This window comes from Bacillus sp. SIMBA_074 (assembly GCF_046534555.1).
Classification (GTDB): domain Bacteria; phylum Bacillota; class Bacilli; order Bacillales; family Bacillaceae_G; genus Bacillus_A; species Bacillus_A mycoides.
Genome location: NZ_JAWRYM010000006.1, coordinates 30,468 through 51,502, shown reverse-complemented (window position 1 = coordinate 51,502; position 21,035 = coordinate 30,468). Strand labels below are relative to the sequence as shown.

The window sequence follows — 21,035 nt, the reverse complement described above, 5'->3', positions numbered from 1 at the left end:
TACCATCCCAAAAAAGGCTTTTGCGAATGGCAGAAAAACAAGTCAAGTTCTAAAAGTTTTCCATCTTAATTTGCTTTTAGAATGAGATGCAATCATATAAAACAAACTCTAATAAATATTACGAAGAAGAAGGGGTGTATAGATTGTCCCAATACGAAACACCATTGTTTACCGCTTTAGTTGAGCACAGTAAGCGAAATCCAGTTCAATTCCATATTCCTGGTCATAAAAAAGGGCAGGGCATGGACCCTACATTTCGCGAATTTATTGGGCATAATGCATTAGCAATTGATTTAATTAATATTGCGCCGCTCGATGATTTACATCATCCAAAGGGTATGATTAAAGAAGCACAGGATTTAGCAGCCGCTGCTTTCGGTGCAGATCATACGTTCTTTTCTATTCAAGGTACAAGTGGTGCAATTATGACAATGGTGATGAGCGTGTGCGGTCCTGGGGATAAAATCCTCGTGCCACGGAATGTGCATAAATCAGTAATGTCAGCTATTATTTTCTCAGGTGCAAAACCAATTTTCATGCATCCTGAAATTGATCCGAAGCTCGGTATTTCACATGGGATCACAATTCAATCTGTCAAAAAGGCTCTTGAAGAGCACTCAGATGCGAAAGGCTTACTTGTTATAAATCCAACATATTTTGGGTTTGCTGCAGATTTAGAGCAGATTGTAGAATTAGCTCATTCTTACGATATTCCTGTACTTGTTGATGAGGCTCACGGTGTTCATATCCATTTTCATGATGAACTACCAATATCGGCTATGCAAGCAGGTGCAGATATGGCAGCAACAAGTGTTCACAAATTAGGTGGGTCTTTAACCCAAAGCTCTATTCTTAATGTAAAAGAAGGTCTTGTGAACGTAAAGCATGTCCAATCCATTATTAGCATGCTTACGACTACATCAACTTCTTACATTTTGTTAGCATCCCTTGATGTTGCTAGAAAACGTCTTGCTACAGAAGGAACAGCTCTCATAGAACAAACAATACAATTAGCTGAGCATGTTCGTAATGCTATTAATGCTATTGAGCATCTTTATTGTCCCGGAAAAGAAATGCTAGGAACAGATGCTACTTTTAACTATGATCCTACAAAGATAATTGTATCTGTAAAAGATTTAGGTATTACAGGCCATCAGGCTGAAGTATGGCTTAGAGAACATTACAACATTGAAGTAGAACTCTCTGATTTATATAACATACTTTGTCTTATCACATTTGGAGATACAGAAAGTGAAACAGATACACTTATTACAGCATTACAAGATTTAGCAGCAACATATAGAAATAGAGCAGACAAAGGTGTTCAAGTACAAGTAGAAATACCAGAAATACCTGTGCTAGCACTTTCTCCTAGAGATGCTTTTTATTCAGAAACAGAAGTCATTCCATTTGAAAACGCAGCAGGTCGTATTATAGCTGATTTTGTTATGGTTTATCCGCCAGGGATTCCAATCTTTACTCCGGGGGAAATTATTACACAAGATAACTTAGAGTATATTCTTAAAAATTTAGAAGCTGGGTTACCTGTACAAGGTCCTGAAGATATGACATTACAAACATTACGTGTTATTAAAGAGTACAAGCCTATCAGTTGATAGGCTTTTCTTTCACCTTTTTTCTCTTTTTTTCATACGATACTAAAGAATTTGACATTCCCACCCTAATGGGGCAAGCTGACTAACATCAGTGGGATTCTTGCTACCTAAGGCGAAGTCCATTTCTGGTATCGCTGACGTGCAAGATTGCGGTGTGCCATCACCACTCTCACAACAAATCGTATAGGTTCGTGAGCTACGGTACTATACCATACCGTACAGATTCGTGTTCAGGTGTTTTAGCGTCTTGTTCTTGACGACACATATCATTTTACCGATAGCTTGAATTCGGCTATCGAACTCCCTATGCTATCTTTTTTCAAAGAACACATTGGCGTTTTAAAGACTTGTACTTGTCTGTAGTTAAAGTCTACCAAAATATAAAGTGAAACTTTAATCAGTGGGGTTTTGTTCATCCCCACTGATTATTAGCCTTCACCAATCGGGCGTTTACGGGCAGCAGGGCTCCAGCCGAATTTTGAGGTGGAATTCTTACTGCCCGCAAATAGCGGGATAAATGTTTTTCTATGAAAAAGCGATACTTTCATCCTATGTCTAAAGTCCAATATAAGCTTTCCCGTATCGCGAAATCTGTAACGTATAGGTGGGGATACCATTATGATTGTGATAGGCCGTTCTATTGTACACCCTTATATCACAAATGAATATGAGCCATTTGCAGCTGAAAAACAACAGATTTTATCCATAATGGCGGGAAATCAAGAAGTTTATTCCTTCCGAACAGCCGATGAACTCAGCTTTGATCTTAATTTACGAGTTAATATTATTACTTCCGCGCTAGAACTTTTTCAAAGTGGATTTCAGTTTCGTACGTTTCAACAATCTTTTTGCAACCCTCAGTTTTGGGAAAGAACATCACTTGGCGGATTTCAACTACTCCCAAACATAGCCCCTTCCATTGCCATCCAAGATATTTTTAAAAACGGAAAACTATATGGAACTGAATGTGCCACCGCAATGATTATCATTTTTTACAAAGCATTACTATCATTATATGAGGAAAAAACTTTCAACCGTCTATTCGCAAACCTCTTACTTTATACATGGGACTACGATCGCGACTTAAAGCTCATAACAAAAACGAGTGGCGATATCGTTCCAGGTGACCTCGTTTACTTTAAAAATCCACAAGTTAATCCAGCTACGATTGAGTGGCAAGGAGAAAATACAATCTATCTAGGAAACTTCTTTTTTTACGGACATGGCGTAGGCGTAAAAACGAAAGAGGAAATTATTTATTCATTAAATGAACGAAGGATTCCTTATGCTTTTATTTCAGCTTATTTAACCGATTTTATTACTCGTATTGATAGCCGTATGATGAGTCAATATGCCCCTCCTAACACGCCACAAACATCAATAGGATTTATTCCTATTAGAGATGATGCAATTGTTGCAACAGTCGGGCATACAACTACAATCTATTAAAAAAACGCCTACATGTGTAGGCGTTTTTTCTTAATTATTAAGCTTTTGTATGTTCTGTATGGTCACATTCGCAATGAGATCCACATTTCCCATAAAGTACTGTTGATTTTTCATCTTCAAAATGTCCGATTGTTCCTTCACAAACTTGGCATACGATTGTTCCCATTTTCATTTCCCCCTGAGTTTAAAGAATAATCTACTTATATATGATTAAGCTTTCGCATTGTCTCTACTAGCACAGTCACAATTGGAACCACATTTCCCATAAAGTACTGTCGTTTTCTCATCTTCAAAATGTCCGATTGTTCCTTCACAAACTTGGCATACGATTGTTCCCATTTTTCATTTCCCCCTAAGTTTATGGTCCTAAAAACTTTTAGCTGTCAATTTCCTATCAATTATTGGGCTTTTGTATGTTCTGTGTGATCACATCCGCAAGATCCACATTTCCCGTAAAGTACCGTTACTTTCTCATCCTCGAAGTGTGCAATTGTACCTTCACAATCTTGACATACGATTGTTCCCATTTTTCATTTCCCCCTAAGTTTATAATCCCAAAAACTTTTGTAACCGCTTAACTTTCTGTCTTTATTTTAATATGTTATACTTTTTACGTCAATAGGTTTTTAGTATAACACATTAAATATTTTAAAATTAAATTAGTATGCGATATTAACACAAAAAAACAGCCATATCTCATACGTACGACTGTTTCTTGTTAATTATTCTTCATACTCCGCATGCAAAGAAGTAGACGGAACAAGAAATTTAAAAAACTGAGCTAACTCCTCCGCCTCCTCTTCCGATCCTAACTTAAAAGTTTCCTGTATATATGGAACATTTTCTACATCATCTCTCCCAAGCAAAGTAGATCTCCCTGTTTGCATACAAACAATAAGTGGCTTTCCAAAAAACATATTTGTATAAATAACTCCAAAATCATAACGTGTATCATGCGTCATAAATCCTAAAAATCGTACCTTCACACTTTCATGCTCATCATACAATTTTTCAAACATGAGTTTCCACCTTTCTAAATAACACTTCCTACTCATTAATATATTAAACAAAAAAAGTAATACTCCTTTTAATTGTCAAAAAATTCAGTAGGATGTAGAATGATATTATTCTACTAAGCTAAGGGGGAATTTGTATGCAACACGCCTTTATCACACTTGTACCTAAATCCAATCAACAATCTGTTTCAATAGAAGATGTTAAACATCTTTTTCATAACTATAAAACCGTTACTTCCAAGACTGGTGATCAAATTAATTATGCTTATACAAATACAGCTTTTCCTTATGAAATATTAGATACATCAGCAACAACATTAAAACTCCAATCGAGTCACGATCGATATGATTCTATTTATGTTGGGATTGGAATAGAAAAGGAACAATCTTTTATTCAGGTTTCTTTGCCTACTACAGCAACATTTGGTGATAAAGGAAAAGCAAATGAATTTAGCCGTTTTCTAGCGAAGAAATTAGAAGGAGAGTTACAACTATTTAATGGAAGAACAATGTATTTCTATAAACGTTAATTTAAAAAATAGAGAATATGATTAAAAAAAGTATGCAATTTGAACACGTAAGGAATAATGCCTGCTTTCTTACGTGTAATACAAAACATGCAATCACATATGCCAAATAAAGAAATACGAAAAAGAGAATTACTTTATAATGAAACTTATCACCATTCGATAATGTTAATACAATGGAAAAACCACTCCATAATAGAAAATGATAAAATATAACATGTAATATTCTCATGGAACCTTCTCCTTTGACATGCTCTATTTTATTAATATATGGGATTAAGTTTGAATCAATTACATATTATATAACGGCATATATGCTAACGGTTCATTTAAAGTATTATATATTCATTCGACAAGTACATATAAAGACCTTGCAAGTCATTTTATGAAAATAAAAATACCCCATCTCTTTAAATAAGAGATGGGGTATTTACATTACTTAAATTATTTTACAATGTGAATTGGCATTCCAAGAGCAACTTCAGCTGCTTCCATTGTGATCTCACCTAATGTTGGGTGAGCATGGATTGTTTGAGCGATATCTTCAGCTGTCATTCCAGCTTCGATAGCTAAACCAATCTCAGAGATAATATCAGAAGCACCTGCACCTGCAACTTGTGCACCTACAAGAAGACCATCTTCTTTACGCGTTACAAGTTGTAAGAAACCGTCAGTGCTGTTTAATGATAACGCACGACCGTTTGCAGCGAATGGGAACTTAGATACAGCTACTGTCATTCCTGCTTCTTCAGCTTGTTTCTTAGTGTAACCAACAGATGCTAATTCTGGATCAGTGAAGCATACTGCAGGAATTCCGATGTAATCGATTGCTGATGCATGGCCACTAATTACTTCAACAGCTACTTTACCTTCGTAAGAAGCTTTGTGAGCTAATGGTGGTCCAGGAACGATATCACCGATTGCATAGATGTTTGAAATATTTGTACGGCATTGCTCATCAATTTCGATAATGCCACGGTCAGTCATTTTAATTCCAACTTGCTCAAGACCGATTTCTTGAGTGTTTGGACGACGACCTACAGTTACTAATACGTAATCCGCTTCTACAGTTTGGATTTCACCGTTAACTTCAAAGCTAACTTTTACGCCAGTTTCTGTTTCTTCAACGCCTTTAGCCATAGCTTTTGTATGGATATTTACGTTACCTTTTTTCTGTAGAGCACGTTTAACAACAGAGCTCATAGCTTTTTCGAAACCAGCTAAGATTTCGTCGCCAGCTTCTACTACAGTAACTTCTGTACCGAAGTTAGCATATGCAGTACCTAATTCCATACCGATGTAACCGCCGCCGATTACAACAAGTTTTTTAGGAATTTCAGGTAAGCTTAAAGCGCCTGTAGAGTTGATAACACGTTTAGAGTATTTGAATCCTGGAATTTCGATTGGTGTAGAACCAGTTGCAAGAACAGCATTTTTAAACGTATAAGTTTGTGCTGCATCTTCAGTCATTACGCGTAATGTATTAGCATCTACGAAGTAAGCTTCACCGCGAATGATTTCAACTTTGTTACCTTTAAGAAGGCCTTCAACACCGCCAGTTAATTTCTTAACTACGCCGTTTTTCCATTCTTGAACTTTTGTAAAGTCAACTTTTACGTTCTCTGCAGTGATACCCATGTCATCAGAATGCATTGCATTCTCATAACGATGACCTGCATTGATTAACGCTTTTGAAGGAATACATCCAACGTTTAAGCATACGCCACCAAGGTTAGATTTTTCAATAATCGCTACCTTTTGACCTAATTGTGCTGCACGAATTGCCGCAACGTATCCACCAGGACCTGCACCAACAACGACTGTATCTAATTCAATTGGGAAATCTCCTACTACCATTGTTATTACGCCTCCATTACTAATAATTGTGGGTCATTCAATAGACGTTTAATTTGGTTTAATGCTTTTTGAGCAGTTGCGCCGTCAATTAAACGATGGTCAAAGCTTAGAGATAATGCTAATACTGGAGCTGCAACGATTTCACCGTTTTTCACAACTGGTTTCTCAGCGATACGGCCGATACCAAGGATTGCTACTTCTGGGTGATTGATAACTGGAGTGAACCATTGTCCACCTGCAGAACCAATGTTTGTAATTGTGCAAGAAGCACCTTTCATTTCAGTTGGAGCTAAACGACCATCACGTGCTTTACCAGCAAGTTCATTGATCTCGTTAGAAATAGTAAAGATAGATTTACGATCTGTATCTTTAACAACTGGTACTAATAGACCTTTGTCTGTATCAGCTGCGATACCGATGTTGAAGTAATGTTTATGAACGATTTCTTGAGAAGCATCGTCTAAAGCAGTATTCAACATTGGGAATTCACGTAATGCAGATGTTAAAGCTTTTACAACGTATGGAAGGTAAGTTAATTTAATACCTTTGTCAGCTGCAACAGCTTTGAACTTCTTACGGTGAGCAACAAGTTCTGTTACATCTACTTCATCCATTAATGTTACGTGAGGAGCTGTATGCTTAGAGTTAACCATTGCTTTCGCAATCGCTTTACGGATACCACTCATTTTCTCACGAGTTTCTGGATATTCACCAGCTGGGATTGGTTGTGCTTTTGGTGCTTCTTCTTTCGCTGCTGCTGCTGGAGTAGCTTCTACTGCTGCTGGAGCCTCAGTTGCTGCTACAGTTTGTCCACCATTTGCAAATGCATCGATGTCAGTTTTCACAACACGGCCGTTCTTACCAGAACCAGCTACTTTATGAATATCTACACCTTTTTCACGAGCATATTTACGAACAGATGGCATAGCGATTACTCGCTCATTTACTACTTCTGCAGTTGCTGCTGGAGTAGTTTCCGCTGCTGGAGCTTCTACTGCTGCTTCTTCAGCTTTTGGAGCTTCATCATGATCGTCACCTTTAAATTTAAGGTTTTCGTATCCAGGAGCATCAAATTTAATTAATGTATCTCCTACAATTGCAACTGTTCCTTCTTCTACAAGTACTTCAAGTACTTTACCTTTAACAGGAGAAGGGATTTCTACTACTGCTTTATCATTTTGTACTTCAAGAAGTACATCGTCTTCATTTACTTCATCGCCTGGTTTAATAAACCATTTTACGATTTCACCTTCGTGGATACCTTCACCGATATCTGGTAGTTTAAATTCAAATGCCACGGAATTCAGCCCCCTGATTCATTTCATTATTATGGAATATGTACAAAAGAAACCAGCATGTGCTGATTTCTTTTGCACATGAAAAACTAAAAATTAGAAGTTCATTACTTTGTTAACAGCTTCAACAATATCTTTATGGTTTGGTAACCATACGCTCTCAGCTTGAGAGAATGGGAATACTGTATCAGCAGCTGCAACACGTACAACTGGAGCTTCTAAGTTTAAGATTGCACGGTCGTTAATTTCCGCTACAACGTTAGCTGCAATACCAGCTTGTTTTTGAGCTTCTTGAACTACAACTACGCGGCCTGTTTTTTCAACAGAAGCGATGATTGTTTCGATATCTAATGGTTGAACTGTACGTAAGTCAACAACCTCTAAAGAGATACCTTCTTTTTCAAGTTCTTCAGCAGCTTTTAATGCAGCATGAACCATAGCACCATAAGCGATAACAGATACATCTGTACCTTCACGTTTGATGTCAGCTTTGCCTAAATCAATTGTGTAATCACCTTCTGGTACATCTTGACGGAATGAACGGTACAATTTCATATGCTCTAAGTAGATAACTGGATCGTTGTCACGAATCGCAGAGATTAAAAGACCTTTTGCATCGTATGGAGTAGATGGAATAACAACTTTTAGACCAGGTTGTTGTGCCACTAATCCTTCTAAGCTATCAGCATGTAGTTCAGGAGTATGAACACCACCACCGAATGGAGAACGAATTGTTACTGGAGCAGTCCAACGTCCACCAGAACGGTAACGCATACGAGCTAATTGACCAGAAACTGAATCCATTACTTCATAAATGAAACCGAAGAATTGGATTTCTGGAACTGGACGGAAGCCTTCAAGTGCAAGTCCAACTGCAAGTCCACCAATACCAGACTCTGCAAGTGGAGTATCCATTACACGATCTTCACCGAATTCAGCTTGTAAACCTTCAGTAGCACGGAATACTCCGCCGTTTACACCAACGTCTTCACCAAACACAAGTACGTTAGGATCATTTTTCATTTCAACGCGTAAAGCATCAGTGATTGCTTGAATCATTGTCATTTGAGCCATGGCTTACTTCGACTCCTTTTCTTTGTAAATTTCATATTGTTCAGCTAAGTTGTAAGGCATTTTTTCGTACATGATTTCCATTAAATCAGTAACTTTTTGTTTTGGAGCTTGGTCAGCCTTAGCAATTGCTTGTTTGATATCTTCTTTTGCTTCTTCGATAACTTTCTCTTCAACTTCTTGAGACCATAGGCCTTTGTTTTCTAAGAATGCACGGAAGCGTACGATTGGATCTTTTTGTTCCCATTCGTTTTCGATATCTTTTGTACGGTAACGAGTTGGGTCATCACCAGCCATTGTATGTGGACCATAACGGAATGTTAAAGTCTCGATTAAAGTAGGACCTTCGCCATTTACTGCGCGCTCACGAGCGAAAGCAGTTGCTGCGTATACAGCTAATGGATCCATACCGTCTACTTGAATTCCGTAAATACCTGCTGCTACTGCTTTTTGTGCTACAGTTTTAGCTGCAGATTGCTTTTCTACTGGAGTAGAGATTGCATAACGGTTGTTTTGTACAACGAAGATTGCTGGAGCTTTGAATGCACCCGCAAAGTTCATACCTTCGTAGAAGTCACCTTGTGAAGCACCACCGTCACCAGTGTAAGTAATTGCAACAGATTTTTTACCACGTAATTTCATACCTAACGCAACACCAGCAGTTTGGATGATTTGCGCACCGATAATGATTTGTGGAGCAAGTGCATTTACATTCTCAGGCATTTGGTTACCCATGAAATGTCCACGAGAGAATAAGAATGCTTGGTATAATGGTAGACCGTGCCACACTAATTGTGGAACGTCACGATATCCTGGTAAGATGAAATCTTCTGCTTCAAGTGCGAAATGACTTGCTAATTGAGAAGCCTCTTGTCCAGCAGTTGGTGCGTAGAAACCTAAACGTCCTTGACGGTTTAAAGAAATAGAACGTTGATCTAGTACGCGAGTATACACCATACGGCGCATTAATTCTTTTAATTGATCATCAGATAATTCAGGCATAGCTGCTTCATTCACAACTTCGCCTTTTTCATTTAAAATTTGTAATGTTTCAAATTGAGCTGCGATAGCTTTCATTTGCTCATCAACATTAAATAGGGTCTTTTTTGTTTTAGTACCCATTCCGTTCACCTCTTCCTCTCTTGAACCATATTCTGAAACGCTTTCACTATCTATTAGCTAGACTGAAAGCGCAACAATGTAAACCAACAAATTTGTTTGTCGGTTGAGAATAATTTTGTGTACCTAACAATCTGTACTAATGTTTTTTCAAAAACATATTAATACAATCTTGATCACGTTTTTTAGTTTACAACTATTCTAATTACGATGTCAATTACTTTGAATACGTTTTTTTATAAATAATATGCCGGTTTCCTCTACACAAACGTGTTTTTATTTTTCACATCTGTATTAGTAAGCAATAACCTGCTGTTATATTATTCCCTTTTTAACTTATTTTTTCTCTTAGAATAATATGTAAACGATTTAATTCTCCTTAGTTTTTCTCTCTTCTCAAGAAAATTATACAAACACTTCTTCCTTTTATAGGTAAATACCTATACATTTCTGATCATTCCTCCATACATTATAGTAACCGCAGTATTAGCGGGAAATGATAAAGGAGGTCATCTCATGTACGGATACTCATATTGCTATCCAACAACTTGTTCATATCCTTCCTACGGTTATGGCGGTTCTTGTGGCGGATCTGGAAGCGGCTTCGCCTTAATCGTTGTGTTGTTTATCCTTTTAATTATCGTTGGTGCTGCTTGCATTCGCTAATTAATGTAAAATGAAACAACTATGGAAAGAAACAGACGGCTTTGCCGTCTTTTCTTTTTATTACATAACTTATCTGTAGAAGATTTGTTTCCAAGTAGCTCTTCCTTACTTGCCGATGACTTTTTTTATCTCCTTTGGTAGACTAAAGGAGAAAGGAGAGATTACATATGCTTACAATGAATGAGGTAATTCGTGAAGGAAATCCTATTTTGCGCGACGTCGCAGAAGAGGTCTCCTTACCTGCTAGCGAGGAAGATACAATTACTCTTAAAGAAATGATTGAATTTGTAATAAATAGCCAGGACCCTGAAATGGCTGAAAAATATAATTTACGCCCCGGAATCGGATTAGCGGCTCCGCAAATCGGTATTTCAAAGAAAATGATTGCGGTTCATGTAACTGATACGAACGATACGTTATATAGCTACGCATTATTTAACCCAAAAATCATTAGTCATTCTGTTGAACGTACATATTTACAAAATGGTGAAGGCTGTCTATCTGTAGACCGTGAAGTACCTGGTTATGTCCCTCGTTACACGAGAATTACAGTAAAGGCAACAACGATTAACGGTGAAGACGTAAAACTGCGATTAAAAGGTTTACCAGCAATTGTATTCCAACATGAAATCGACCATTTAAACGGTGTTATGTTCTATGACCATATTAATAAAGACAATCCATTTGTGGCTCCCGATGATTCAAAACCTCTCGAGCGATAATAGTAAAAAGGCGGAAGTTAACCTTCCGCCTTTTTATTATATGAAATGGGTTCCACACTTACTTATAACAAGCCAGCCCACTTTAATCCGTGATAAATACCGTCTTCATTAACATCTTTTGTCACATAATTAGCAAGTTTTTTCAAATCCTCATGACCATTCCCCATCACAATGCCCGTTCCTACTGCTTCAATCATTTCTAAATCATTTAATCCGTCCCCAAATGCATATACTTGTTCACGATTAAATCCTATTTTCTCAATAAACTTCTCAATCCCTTTTGCCTTAGAACCACCATTAGGGATAATATCCATTGAATATGCATGCCAGCGTATAAAATGAAAATCTGGATAATGATGAATAAACTTTTCTTCTTCGTTTACTTCACAAAAAAGAAGCGTTTGATAAATATCGCGTTTCTCATAAAAATCAGGTTCATATGCCGGATGCTCGAATTGTAAGCTTCCAAAACCTTCTTTTACATAATCATGATATTCCACTGACGCTCTCATTTCTTGATGGTCAAGATATACAAGTGGATATCCTTCTTGTTTTGCAAACTGAGTAAACTTATGTAGAGCATCAGGATGTAATGGATTATTAAATAATACCTCATCCTCAAATACAACATACTGCCCGTTAAAACTAACATAGTTATGTATATTGAGTTCCTCACGAATATCTTCAAACATAAATGGCGCACGCCCTGTCGCAATCGCTACATGCACACCTTTTTCTTGTAAATCTCTTACTGCATCTCTTGTAGATTGCGGAATTTTCTTATCATGATCTAATAATGTTCCATCAATATCAAAAAAGACAATTTTATCATTCATTTGTCAAAATCCTTTCTGGCACTCTATATTCCTATTTTGATTATCACTTTTCAAATTTCAAAAAAAAGTATAACATATTAAACATCTGTGAAGAAAGCGTTCACTTTCTGACCTTATTTATGAAATGTGCATATACTATTAGTGAAAAAATGTGGATACTTGTTCGGATGAATTTTCTTTTCTATTCTTCCTCATACTATATCTATAACTAACGGCTACTAATCGTTACTACAAGATAACTTACACTATACTAAAAAGAACAAGATTCACTATTCACTTCTAATCTTCTTTCTTGTATGGGAGACAGAGTTATCATTAGTAATATGCATGTTTTAAATAAGGAAAGGAAGGAGTAATCATGCTGAAGAAGCTGAAGAAAAAGCTCAAGCGTTATTTAAACGATTTAGTCCGTAAGAAGACAATCGCTTAAATTGTGCCCATTTCGGGCTTTTTCTTCATTCTCATTCGAAAAAACATGAAAATCGTGACTGTTTGCTTTATAATAAGTAACAGATAATGCAAAACATAGACAAGGAGAGGTTTTCCCAATGATTTTTAAAGTATTTTATCAAGAAAAATTAACTGAGGTCCCAGTACGTGAAAATACAAAAGTTTTATATTTAGAGGCTACGTCTCAAAAGGATGTTCGTAAAAAATTAAATAAGTTCGCATATAATATCGAGTTCGTTCAGTCTGTTACTGGTGCTCATCTTGAATATGAAAAACAAAACGCTGATTTAATATTAGCGGAGATCGTATAGTCATATGAAATTCCTAAAAAATGATCAAGCTGCCGTTTTTGCCCTCGGTGGTCTTGGTGAAATCGGTAAAAATACATATGCTGTTCAATTTCAAGATGAAATTATTATAATTGATGCTGGAATTAAATTTCCAGAAGACGAACTCCTCGGGATCGATTATGTAATACCAGATTACACTTATTTTGTGCGAAACGAAGATAAAATTAAAGGGTTATTCATTACACATGGTCACGAAGATCATATCGGTGGAATTCCTTATCTATTACGTCAAGTAAACATTCCAATTTACGGCGGAAAATTAGCAATTGCCCTAATAAAAAACAAATTAGAAGAGCACGGATTACTTCGTAAAGCAAAACTTTATGAAATTCAAGAAGATGATGTTATTAAATTTAAAAAGACATCTGTTTCCTTCTTCCGTACAACTCACAGTATTCCGGATTCATACGGAGTTGTTGTGAAAACACCTCAAGGACAAGTCGTTCATACAGGTGATTTCAAATTTGATTTCACACCAGTAGGTGAGCCAGCAGATTTAACAAAAATGGCCGAAATCGGAAAAGACGGTGTACTTTGTCTCTTATCTGATAGTACAAACAGTGAAGTGCCAAACTTTACGATGTCTGAGCGCCGCGTTGGTGATAGTATTCAAGATATATTCCGCAAAGTAGACGGTCGCATTATATTCGCAACCTTTGCATCGAATATCCATCGCTTACAACAAGTTGTTGAGGCTGCTGTTGAAAACAATCGTAAAGTAGCTGTATTCGGTCGAAGTATGGAAGCGGCTATTGAAATCGGACAAAACCTTGGTTATATCCGGTGTCCAAAGGATACATTCATAGACACATCTCAGCTAAACCGCCTACCAGCTAATAAAGTTGTTATGTTATGTACAGGTAGTCAAGGGGAGCCGATGGCAGCACTTTCACGTATTGCCAATGGTACACATCGTCAAATTCAAATTATCCCTGGCGATACAGTTGTTTTCTCTTCTTCACCAATCCCAGGCAATACAATTAGTGTAAGTCGTATAATTAACATGTTGTACCGCGCTGGTGCTGATGTAATCCATGGTAAACTCTCAAATATTCATACGAGTGGACACGGTGGACAAGAAGAACAAAAGTTAATGCTACGTCTTATTAAGCCGAAATATTTCATGCCAATTCATGGTGAATATCGTATGCAACGTATGCATATGAAATTAGCGAATGATTGTGGTATTCCAGAAGAAAATTGTTTCATTATGGATAATGGAGATGTTCTTGCTTTACGTTCTGATGAAGCAAGCGTAGCTGGGAAAATCCCATCTGGCTCTGTCTATATCGATGGAAATGGTATTGGAGATATCGGTAATATCGTATTACGTGATCGTCGCATTCTTTCTGAAGAAGGACTTGTTATTGTAGTTGTAAGCATTGATATGAAAGAATTTAAAGTTGCAGCAGGACCTGATATCATCTCGCGTGGTTTCGTTTATATGCGTGAAAGCAGCGATTTAATCAACGATGCTCAAACATTAATTACAACACATTTAGAAAAAGTAATGGAGCGAAAAACAACACAATGGTCTGAAATTAAAAATGAGATTACAGACACATTAGCACCATTCCTATACGAAAAAACGAAACGTCGTCCAATGATTTTACCAATCATTATGGAAATATAAGAAAAAGGACAATGCCTCCTCGGCATTGTCCTTTTCTCTTATCTTAAAAAATGCTTAAAACGATCTACTTCATCGTCATGACCAATTACAATTAATATATCTCCCGCCTGAACGTTTTCTGTAGCTCGAGGAGATACGATAACTTCTTTTCCACGTTTAATTGCTACAATGTTCAAACCAAACTTCGCACGAATATCTAATTCAATTAAAGAGTGCCCATCAATTTTTTTATTTGCGATAATCTCTACAATACTATGCTCATCTGAAAGCTCTAGGTAATCTAACACATTACTTGATGCGATATTATTAGCAATCCTTTTTCCCATATCTCGTTCTGGATGCACAATATGATCTGCCCCTATTTTACTTAACACTTTTTCATGATAGTCATTTTGAGCTTTTACAGTAATATTTTTCACACCTAATTCTTTCAAAATTAACGTTGTTAAAATACTTGAATTCAAATTATCTCCAATAGCAACGACTACATGATCAAAATTACGAATACCAAGACTTTTTAATACCATCTCATCTGTTGAATCTGCAATTACAGCATGCGAAGCTATATTTGCAAACTCATTAATTTTATCCTCATCTGAGTCAATTGCCATTACTTCCATACCTAATTGAGCTAATTCACGGCAAATACTTCCACCAAAACGGCCAAGCCCAATAACAGCAAATTCTTTCTCTTTTTCGCCCACAGGAATTCCTCCAATAACATCAAATACTATGTACTTTTATTGTAACATACTTTAAATTCGCTACAAAAACCTGTATATACTTCTTATTTTTGTTTTTGCATATAAAAATACTGTTGTAAATAAAACGCGATACCGAAAATTAACATACCAAATACAAATATATTTCCAAATGAACTAAATGTTTCAAAAACGAACAATAGCGTTTCTTGTCCGAAAAAAGCAAATAAAAGTTGTGTAAATGCGAATAACAGTGCCAATATGTAATGATGTTGATGGAATAAATAATGTGTTGCGCCTAAAAAAGCTACAAGCGAAACAATGAAGATCCACCAAGTTTCTAAAAACAATTGCCAATTAGTAAATTGATATCCATTTACTAATATCGCAATAATTCCTATAACTGCCATCGTCGGCACACTCCATAATAATGCACGCCCTCTAAAGAAGTGCGCACCTTTTGCATCTCCTTTTTCATTTGCGATGTATGTTAGCACGACAGTACTTATATACAAAACAGAGAGGATTGTTAAAACAATGATAAGCCAAAAATGTAATTGATAATATTCATGTTCTATATTCGTCACAATTGCAGCTAACATACATGGAATAAACATCCCTGTCCAACCATCTATTTTTCTTTCGTTCCAAAACACCGTATTACCAATCCGAATTCCTAATAGCATAAAAATAATGATACCTAGTACAAATAACGTAGTCTTATTCCCTACTAAACTCGTCGAGAAAGCAATTAATCCAATAAATAAAAAAAGAACAAATCCATTCATAATTTCTAGTACAGGTGACAAATATCTTTTCACCCATCTGTATGTTTCTTCATATTCACTATTATTTGCTAAACGATAGGCGTAAAAACTTATCCCAAAATAAACCGCCGCAATAATAACATATGCATATAAGACGAAACATAAAATCGCACTGCTAATTTGCACGTAATTCCCCACCCTTTTTTCTATGTATCACATTGATTTTACACACTTTTCATACTAAAAGTAAACATATATAGGGTAGTTAAATAATTATCTTCCCTATTAGCAATAATTAATAATGAGCAGTGGCTAAAAACCCCCTGCTCATTATTAAGACGTCAAATTTAACTTTACTCATTTGTATGAAGATGTCTAACACTAACGAATACGAAAGATGTTTTCGTCTCTGAACTAAGAAGTCCCCACTCTAAACTATTGCACAATTAGCGCGTAAGTTCACTTTCTATTTCCCTTCCACTTCACATATTGATTTAAAAATACAATTGCTTTCTCAATAACCTCTTCGTCTGGTTTTAATTTCGCATGATGTAAACCATATACTGAATTTACTCCAAGCCAAAACATAAATCCAGGTATCTCTCGAAGCATATAACCAAAGTCTTCACCTGTCATTGCCTCCGTACACGTAATTACGTCCATAGTCGTTTGTTCACGTGTAAATTGCATAAACTCTCTCGTTAGCTCCTCATGGTTATACACTTGATGATACATCGCTCCGTAGTCAATAACAGCTTCACATTGAAAAGAAGCTTCTATTCCCGCAACAATTGCCTCAATTCGGCTTTTAACACGTTTCATTGATTCCACTGATAGCGTTCGAATTGTTCCTTCTAAACGAGACTTTTCTGCGATAATATTTTGAACTGTACCACCTGTAATTTTCCCAATTGTAATTACCGCACTGTCAAGAGGGTTCACATTACGACTAATAACTGATTGAAGTTGTGTAACGAGATGACTCGCTGCAACAATCATATCATTTGCTGTATGCGGATATGCAGCATGTCCACCTTTTCCTTTTAAATCAACGTATAGCTCTGATGTATTCGCAAATAATAAACCTTCTTTTGTCGCAATTGTTCCCACAGAGTATTCAGGCGCAATATGAAGTCCAAGAATCATATTAGGCTTCCATTCTTTTAACTCATCGCTTTCTAACATAGGAAGTGCACCACCTGGACCTTCTTCAGCTGGTTGGAATATAAACACAAGATCATCATCTATTCTTTCGCTTACAGCCGCTGTTAGAAGTCCTAAACCGATTGTTGCATGCAAATCATGTCCACATGCATGCATCATTCCTTCATGGACAGAAGAGAATTCATATCCAGTTTCCTCTGTAATTGGTAGACCGTCTATATCTGCACGATAACCTATTATTTTTTCTGGATTTTTTCCATTTACTTTAACAATTACACCTGTTTTCCATATTTTCACTTCCAAATATTCATTAGGAAGCGTTCCTATATAATCTAAAATATACTGTTGTGTTTTCCACTCTTTAAATCCGATCTCCGGAATTTTATGTAAATCTCTACGAACTTGGACAAATTTGCTTACTGTCATTTTTGCACCTCTATCTATAAAAAGCGTAAGAGCACATTCATGCTCTTACGCTTTTTATTTTTTATTTCTCTGGGTTTAATTGACGAAGCTCTTGTTTAATTTCAGTTTTTGCTTTTGTCTTCTCATCAATTTCTTTAATTACACGTGCCGGAGTTCCCGCAACAACTGTATATGGAGGCACATCTTCTGTTACAACAGCTCCTGCTGCTACAACTGCACCTTTACCTACTGTAACGCCTTCTAGAACAACTACATTTGCACCAATTACAACATCATCTTCAACGATAACTGGTTTTGCAGAAGGTGGCTCAATAACACCGGCAAGTACAGCACCTGCACCTACGTGACAGTTCTTACCAACTGTTGCACGTCCACCAAGCACTGCGTTCATGTCGATCATAGTACCTTCACCAATTACAGCACCGATGTTAATTGTTGCATTCATCATGATAACAGCGTTGTCACCAATTTCTACATGGTCACGAATAATCGCGCCTGGCTCAATACGAGCTTTAATACCTTTTAAATCAAGCATTGGAATTGCAGAATTACGACGGTCATTCTCAACTACATAGTCAACAATGTGCTTGTTATTTTCATCAAGAATTGTCTTAATTTCAGACCATTCTCCGAATAATACACCAGATTTTTTATTTACAAATGCTTGTACTGTTTCAGGGAATGTTACCTCTTTTAAATCCCCTTTTATGTATACCTTTACAGGAGTTTTCTTTTCACTGTTTTGAATAAACGAAATAATTTCGTTAGCGTCCATCATTTTCATTCTTGTTGCCTCCTAAATCCATTTATAATGTTACTCTACCAAACGATAGAGCGAGTAGCAAGACAATAATCTTATTTTTCCATTTGAATTTCTTCTATAATTTCTAAAAATGCTTGTACTTGCTTCAACTGCCTTGCCGAGTCACTCGTCAATAACCATGTTTCTCTCGTTAATTGAACAGGTGTTTTATACATATTTTCCTGCACTTCTTTTAAAACAGTCGAAGGTAAAAGAGCATAACCTATTCCATTTAAAACAAGCTGTTTGCACGTTTCAATTTGGTCAACTACAATCGTTCGCTTAGGTGGATTTGAAAATAATCCATACCACCAATTTTGTATTTGTCCATAGTAGGTCGAATCACTTTTAAATTGAATAAATGGTCTATTTGTCTCTTTTAACATCGAAATATCTTTTATTTCTTTATCAACTAAATATAATTCATCTTCAAATAATTGTTGTTTCTGCCCTTTGTATTCTTGTGATCCTCTCAGTATAGCAACATGAACGTCTCCTTCATAAAATTGCTTTTGCACTTCACTACTCCAGCCAGTAAACAGAGATATCTTCACAGAAGGATACTTATGCACAAATTTTTTCAAAACAGGTGGAAGCCAATATTGCCCAATGACTGATGCAACAGCTATTTTTAACGTACCGTATGTTTCGGTTCTAAAAAGAGCCAGTTCACTTTTAATACCCTCTTCCCGTTGTAACATTTCTTTTGCATAATTTGCAACTTTTTCCCCTTCAGGTGTAATTGTTAATCCTTTTTGTGAACGAATAAAAAATTTCATTCCCCATTGTTTCTCCATAGATTGTAATCGTTGACTAAGCGCAGGTTGGGAAACAAATAAACGTTCCGCCGCTTTTCTCATATTTGATTCCTGAGCTAACACAACCATCATTTGAAAATCATCAATTTGCAACTTTCTCCCTCTTTCCTTAGCTTCCATACACCTAATTTTAATAAGTATTTCATCCTTAATTTAATTGCATACTTTTATACATTAGAACGGTTTGTTAGTTCAAACTTTTCTTATGCTTTATGTCTTTTTAAATATAATACATACACAACTGATATGCACGAAAAAAAGTGACTTCGCCTTTTCTGTGAAGTCACTTTCCCTACGTTATCGATTATGCTGTCTCACTTTTTTATTCAACAATTTTAAAATAGCCCGACGTGTTAAAATACCCTCGAAGTAACCTTCTTCATTGACAGCGCAAATAAAAGGATGATCAATTGTCATTTCTAAAGCTTTTGCAAAAGAATCTTCTAACATAAGAACTGGAATCTCTTCCTTCATCACTTGTTCCACTTTCATATTCTCAAGTCTTTCAAACTCAATGCGCTCTAATCCTAAAATACCATCTAAAATCATAGCAGTACTAATTAACCCATGTAATTTATACATAGGGTCTAAAACAGGAATCGCCGAATATCCAGATTTCACAAGAACGAGTAAAGCATGTTCTAGACCATTCCCTATTTGTACATGTGCTACTTTATCTGATGAAATCATTAAATCCTTCACAAGAATTTGTTGAAACTCGTCTTTCGGAATACTAATCATGTTACATCCCCCATTTTCCCTTTTTCCTGCTAATATTCTCCGATCCTATTCACATTTTATGATAGCGTTTTCATATTATTATTTTGTCCTGACATTCTTCTAATAAAAATAAAAATACATAACTATTTTAGCATATAACATAAAAAAAAGACTACCATTCCGGTAGTGCTTAATACCCTTTATTTTTTAATCGGTAAAACAATCTTGTGATTTTTTTATATTGCGTCACATCTGTCTGTTTTAAACCATTCTCAATGTCTGTAAGCTCCACCGCTAAAATTTCGCTCGCGTAATTTTGCTGAAACAGAATATCCAACAATAAATTTTCTTCTTCCCTTGTTAAAACAAATTCCTTTTCCATATGCTCCTCTCCTTGCACTCGCATCATCACTCTCATTATATAAATTTTTCAGTCTATTTAACAGATGTAATATTCAGTTTTTGTTAGAAATACTTAACGACTGCGAATATATAGACATCATTTCACATTATTTTGTATATCTGTTTGCGTAACTAAATGCCGCATAAGCATCTGGTTTAATTTTTGCTGTTAATCCCATTGCTTGAATTTTCATCGTCATATCTAAAATAAATTCTTTTGTTAAACCATCATTCCCGATATCTAGATGAATTTCCATTATGAATCCTGCTCCATCTTGAGCGTATGGGTGCAATAAATCCCATATCGCTTGTATATGATTGGGAGTAAATAGATAGGCGATTTCTTGACTAAACTGTGTTTCTAAATATATTTTCTCTCGCAACGTTGCTGGCTTATTTTTCACTGATTTATGATGCAAACATCCCCATGCTCCTTTTCCAACACGATGAATATGTATCGCTGTAATAAACCTCGTATCCTTTTGATGCGCTTGTGAGTCTGTCCCAATAGATAATCGATATAAATTTCGCGGATCCTTTTCAATGAAACTACAAATACGGTTAAATACCATATCAAAATTCAAATGTCTCTCTGAAACATTATAAAATGTATGCTCACCGTCCACAT

25 protein-coding genes are annotated in these 21,035 nt (G+C 36.1%); 7 read left to right on the top strand and 18 right to left on the bottom strand.

Annotated features, from left to right (window positions below):
- Positions 1 to 143 precede the first annotated feature (143 nt).
- Positions 144 to 1,616 carry an arginine decarboxylase gene (speA, locus tag SB773_RS09635; protein WP_002138117.1) on the top strand — a complete coding sequence of 491 codons (1,473 nt, stop codon included), beginning with the start codon at positions 144 to 146 and terminating at the stop codon, positions 1,614 to 1,616.
- A gap of 618 nt (positions 1,617 to 2,234) precedes the next feature.
- The gene (locus SB773_RS09630; RefSeq protein ID WP_002066931.1) at positions 2,235 to 3,065 is read left to right on the top strand and encodes a protein-glutamine gamma-glutamyltransferase; all 831 of its coding nucleotides are present in this window, start codon (positions 2,235 to 2,237) and stop codon (positions 3,063 to 3,065) included.
- 37 nt (positions 3,066 to 3,102) lie between these two features.
- Here the strand turns inward: SB773_RS09630 and SB773_RS09625 are convergent, their stop codons facing one another.
- The 4 genes from SB773_RS09625 to SB773_RS09610 all read right to left on the bottom strand — a co-directional run bounded on the left by SB773_RS09625 (position 3,103) and on the right by SB773_RS09610 (position 4,084).
- A complete protein-coding gene (locus SB773_RS09625; RefSeq protein ID WP_002111497.1) occupies positions 3,103 to 3,231 on the bottom strand; it encodes a GapA-binding peptide SR1P in 129 nt (42 codons plus the stop codon).
- Between the two features lie 44 nt (positions 3,232 to 3,275).
- On the bottom strand, positions 3,276 to 3,404 hold the full coding sequence (locus SB773_RS09620) for a GapA-binding peptide SR1P (protein WP_002033839.1): 129 nt from the start codon (positions 3,402 to 3,404) through the stop codon (positions 3,276 to 3,278).
- Between the two features lie 59 nt (positions 3,405 to 3,463).
- On the bottom strand, positions 3,464 to 3,592 hold the full coding sequence (locus tag SB773_RS09615; protein ID WP_000536778.1) for a GapA-binding peptide SR1P: 129 nt from the start codon (positions 3,590 to 3,592) through the stop codon (positions 3,464 to 3,466).
- Positions 3,593 to 3,787: 195 nt separating this feature from the next.
- Positions 3,788 to 4,084, bottom strand: coding sequence for a DUF3055 domain-containing protein (locus tag SB773_RS09610; protein ID WP_000462037.1), 297 nt, complete (start codon positions 4,082 to 4,084; stop codon positions 3,788 to 3,790).
- 134 nt (positions 4,085 to 4,218) lie between these two features.
- Between SB773_RS09610 and SB773_RS09605 the strand changes: the two genes are divergently transcribed.
- A complete protein-coding gene (locus SB773_RS09605; protein ID WP_002014853.1) occupies positions 4,219 to 4,611 on the top strand; it encodes a DUF1885 family protein in 393 nt (130 codons plus the stop codon).
- A 1-nt stretch (position 4,612) separates the two neighbouring features.
- Here SB773_RS09605 and SB773_RS09600 read toward each other — a convergent pair whose 3' ends face one another.
- The 5 genes from SB773_RS09600 to pdhA all read right to left on the bottom strand — a co-directional run bounded on the left by SB773_RS09600 (position 4,613) and on the right by pdhA (position 9,953).
- Positions 4,613 to 4,840, bottom strand: coding sequence for a hypothetical protein (locus SB773_RS09600; RefSeq protein ID WP_002088334.1), 228 nt, complete (start codon positions 4,838 to 4,840; stop codon positions 4,613 to 4,615).
- A gap of 212 nt (positions 4,841 to 5,052) precedes the next feature.
- Positions 5,053 to 6,465, bottom strand: a complete 1,413-nt coding sequence (lpdA, locus tag SB773_RS09595) for a dihydrolipoyl dehydrogenase (RefSeq protein WP_002014851.1) — start codon at positions 6,463 to 6,465, stop codon at positions 5,053 to 5,055.
- A gap of 5 nt (positions 6,466 to 6,470) precedes the next feature.
- The gene (pdhC, locus tag SB773_RS09590; protein ID WP_002033838.1) at positions 6,471 to 7,763 is read right to left on the bottom strand and encodes a pyruvate dehydrogenase complex dihydrolipoyllysine-residue acetyltransferase; all 1,293 of its coding nucleotides are present in this window, start codon (positions 7,761 to 7,763) and stop codon (positions 6,471 to 6,473) included.
- A gap of 93 nt (positions 7,764 to 7,856) precedes the next feature.
- Positions 7,857 to 8,834, bottom strand: a complete 978-nt coding sequence (gene pdhB, locus SB773_RS09585; RefSeq protein WP_000068162.1) for a pyruvate dehydrogenase complex E1 component subunit beta — start codon at positions 8,832 to 8,834, stop codon at positions 7,857 to 7,859.
- A 3-nt stretch (positions 8,835 to 8,837) separates the two neighbouring features.
- Positions 8,838 to 9,953, bottom strand: a complete 1,116-nt coding sequence (gene pdhA, locus SB773_RS09580; RefSeq protein WP_000536893.1) for a pyruvate dehydrogenase E1 component subunit alpha — start codon at positions 9,951 to 9,953, stop codon at positions 8,838 to 8,840.
- 513 nt (positions 9,954 to 10,466) lie between these two features.
- Here pdhA and SB773_RS09575 point away from each other — a divergent pair.
- Together SB773_RS09575 and def are read left to right on the top strand one after the other, a co-directional pair.
- Positions 10,467 to 10,616, top strand: coding sequence for a YjcZ family sporulation protein (locus SB773_RS09575; RefSeq protein ID WP_002014847.1), 150 nt, complete (start codon positions 10,467 to 10,469; stop codon positions 10,614 to 10,616).
- Positions 10,617 to 10,783: 167 nt separating this feature from the next.
- A complete protein-coding gene (def, locus tag SB773_RS09570) occupies positions 10,784 to 11,338 on the top strand; it encodes a peptide deformylase (RefSeq protein WP_410589684.1) in 555 nt (184 codons plus the stop codon).
- Positions 11,339 to 11,400: 62 nt separating this feature from the next.
- On the opposite strand, the gene SB773_RS09565 is transcribed toward def, so the two are convergent.
- Positions 11,401 to 12,174, bottom strand: coding sequence for a Cof-type HAD-IIB family hydrolase (locus tag SB773_RS09565; RefSeq protein ID WP_002014845.1), 774 nt, complete (start codon positions 12,172 to 12,174; stop codon positions 11,401 to 11,403).
- 548 nt (positions 12,175 to 12,722) lie between these two features.
- On the opposite strand from SB773_RS09565, the gene SB773_RS09560 reads away from it, so the two are divergent.
- Together SB773_RS09560 and rnjA are read left to right on the top strand one after the other, a co-directional pair.
- Positions 12,723 to 12,935 (top strand): DNA-dependent RNA polymerase subunit epsilon, encoded by a 213-nt coding sequence (locus SB773_RS09560; RefSeq protein ID WP_000576436.1) that lies wholly within the window; start codon positions 12,723 to 12,725, stop codon positions 12,933 to 12,935.
- Between the two features lie 4 nt (positions 12,936 to 12,939).
- On the top strand, positions 12,940 to 14,607 hold the full coding sequence (gene rnjA, locus SB773_RS09555) for a ribonuclease J1 (protein WP_060749587.1): 1,668 nt from the start codon (positions 12,940 to 12,942) through the stop codon (positions 14,605 to 14,607).
- 38 nt (positions 14,608 to 14,645) lie between these two features.
- Here the strand turns inward: rnjA and SB773_RS09550 are convergent, their stop codons facing one another.
- The 8 genes from SB773_RS09550 to SB773_RS09515 form a co-directional block, all read right to left on the bottom strand.
- Entirely contained in the window at positions 14,646 to 15,311 is a 666-nt protein-coding gene (locus SB773_RS09550) for a potassium channel family protein (protein ID WP_000504033.1), read from the bottom strand.
- Positions 15,312 to 15,394: 83 nt separating this feature from the next.
- A complete protein-coding gene (locus SB773_RS09545) occupies positions 15,395 to 16,261 on the bottom strand; it encodes a cytochrome C oxidase assembly protein (RefSeq protein WP_410589680.1) in 867 nt (288 codons plus the stop codon).
- A 273-nt stretch (positions 16,262 to 16,534) separates the two neighbouring features.
- On the bottom strand, positions 16,535 to 17,665 hold the full coding sequence (locus tag SB773_RS09540; protein ID WP_410589678.1) for an N-acetyldiaminopimelate deacetylase: 1,131 nt from the start codon (positions 17,663 to 17,665) through the stop codon (positions 16,535 to 16,537).
- A 61-nt stretch (positions 17,666 to 17,726) separates the two neighbouring features.
- The gene (dapD, locus tag SB773_RS09535; RefSeq protein ID WP_002014841.1) at positions 17,727 to 18,449 is read right to left on the bottom strand and encodes a 2,3,4,5-tetrahydropyridine-2,6-dicarboxylate N-acetyltransferase; all 723 of its coding nucleotides are present in this window, start codon (positions 18,447 to 18,449) and stop codon (positions 17,727 to 17,729) included.
- A gap of 71 nt (positions 18,450 to 18,520) precedes the next feature.
- Positions 18,521 to 19,405, bottom strand: a complete 885-nt coding sequence (ccpC, locus tag SB773_RS09530) for a transcriptional regulator CcpC (protein ID WP_002014840.1) — start codon at positions 19,403 to 19,405, stop codon at positions 18,521 to 18,523.
- A 177-nt stretch (positions 19,406 to 19,582) separates the two neighbouring features.
- On the bottom strand, positions 19,583 to 20,026 hold the full coding sequence (gene cbpB / locus SB773_RS09525; protein WP_002066926.1) for a cyclic-di-AMP-binding protein CbpB: 444 nt from the start codon (positions 20,024 to 20,026) through the stop codon (positions 19,583 to 19,585).
- 169 nt (positions 20,027 to 20,195) lie between these two features.
- On the bottom strand, positions 20,196 to 20,387 hold the full coding sequence (abbA, locus tag SB773_RS09520; protein WP_002145987.1) for an antirepressor AbbA: 192 nt from the start codon (positions 20,385 to 20,387) through the stop codon (positions 20,196 to 20,198).
- 127 nt (positions 20,388 to 20,514) lie between these two features.
- Entirely contained in the window at positions 20,515 to 21,033 is a 519-nt protein-coding gene (locus SB773_RS09515) for a ribonuclease H-like YkuK family protein (RefSeq protein ID WP_002033829.1), read from the bottom strand.
- Positions 21,034 to 21,035: the final 2 nt, after the last annotated feature.

Excerpts from the sequence above, each read along its gene's own strand:
- SB773_RS09630 (WP_002066931.1), top strand. The coding sequence starts at position 2,235 with ATGATTGTGATAGGCCGTTCTATTGTACACCCTTATATCACAAATGAA.
- SB773_RS09625 (WP_002111497.1), bottom strand. The coding sequence starts at position 3,231 with ATGGGAACAATCGTATGCCAAGTTTGTGAAGGAACAATCGGACATTTT.
- SB773_RS09620 (WP_002033839.1), bottom strand. The coding sequence starts at position 3,404 with ATGGGAACAATCGTATGCCAAGTTTGTGAAGGAACAATCGGACATTTT.
- SB773_RS09615 (WP_000536778.1), bottom strand. The coding sequence starts at position 3,592 with ATGGGAACAATCGTATGTCAAGATTGTGAAGGTACAATTGCACACTTC.
- SB773_RS09610 (WP_000462037.1), bottom strand. The coding sequence starts at position 4,084 with ATGTTTGAAAAATTGTATGATGAGCATGAAAGTGTGAAGGTACGATTT.
- SB773_RS09605 (WP_002014853.1), top strand. The coding sequence starts at position 4,219 with ATGCAACACGCCTTTATCACACTTGTACCTAAATCCAATCAACAATCT.
- SB773_RS09600 (WP_002088334.1), bottom strand. The coding sequence starts at position 4,840 with ATGAGAATATTACATGTTATATTTTATCATTTTCTATTATGGAGTGGT.
- lpdA (WP_002014851.1), bottom strand. The coding sequence starts at position 6,465 with ATGGTAGTAGGAGATTTCCCAATTGAATTAGATACAGTCGTTGTTGGT.
- pdhB (WP_000068162.1), bottom strand. The coding sequence starts at position 8,834 with ATGGCTCAAATGACAATGATTCAAGCAATCACTGATGCTTTACGCGTT.
- pdhA (WP_000536893.1), bottom strand. The coding sequence starts at position 9,953 with ATGGGTACTAAAACAAAAAAGACCCTATTTAATGTTGATGAGCAAATG.
- SB773_RS09575 (WP_002014847.1), top strand. The coding sequence starts at position 10,467 with ATGTACGGATACTCATATTGCTATCCAACAACTTGTTCATATCCTTCC.
- def (WP_410589684.1), top strand. The coding sequence starts at position 10,784 with ATGCTTACAATGAATGAGGTAATTCGTGAAGGAAATCCTATTTTGCGC.
- SB773_RS09565 (WP_002014845.1), bottom strand. The coding sequence starts at position 12,174 with ATGAATGATAAAATTGTCTTTTTTGATATTGATGGAACATTATTAGAT.
- SB773_RS09560 (WP_000576436.1), top strand. The coding sequence starts at position 12,723 with ATGATTTTTAAAGTATTTTATCAAGAAAAATTAACTGAGGTCCCAGTA.
- rnjA (WP_060749587.1), top strand. The coding sequence starts at position 12,940 with ATGAAATTCCTAAAAAATGATCAAGCTGCCGTTTTTGCCCTCGGTGGT.
- SB773_RS09540 (WP_410589678.1), bottom strand. The coding sequence starts at position 17,665 with ATGACAGTAAGCAAATTTGTCCAAGTTCGTAGAGATTTACATAAAATT.
- dapD (WP_002014841.1), bottom strand. The coding sequence starts at position 18,449 with ATGAAAATGATGGACGCTAACGAAATTATTTCGTTTATTCAAAACAGT.
- ccpC (WP_002014840.1), bottom strand. The coding sequence starts at position 19,405 with ATGGAAGCTAAGGAAAGAGGGAGAAAGTTGCAAATTGATGATTTTCAA.
- cbpB (WP_002066926.1), bottom strand. The coding sequence starts at position 20,026 with ATGATTAGTATTCCGAAAGACGAGTTTCAACAAATTCTTGTGAAGGAT.
- abbA (WP_002145987.1), bottom strand. The coding sequence starts at position 20,387 with ATGGAAAAGGAATTTGTTTTAACAAGGGAAGAAGAAAATTTATTGTTG.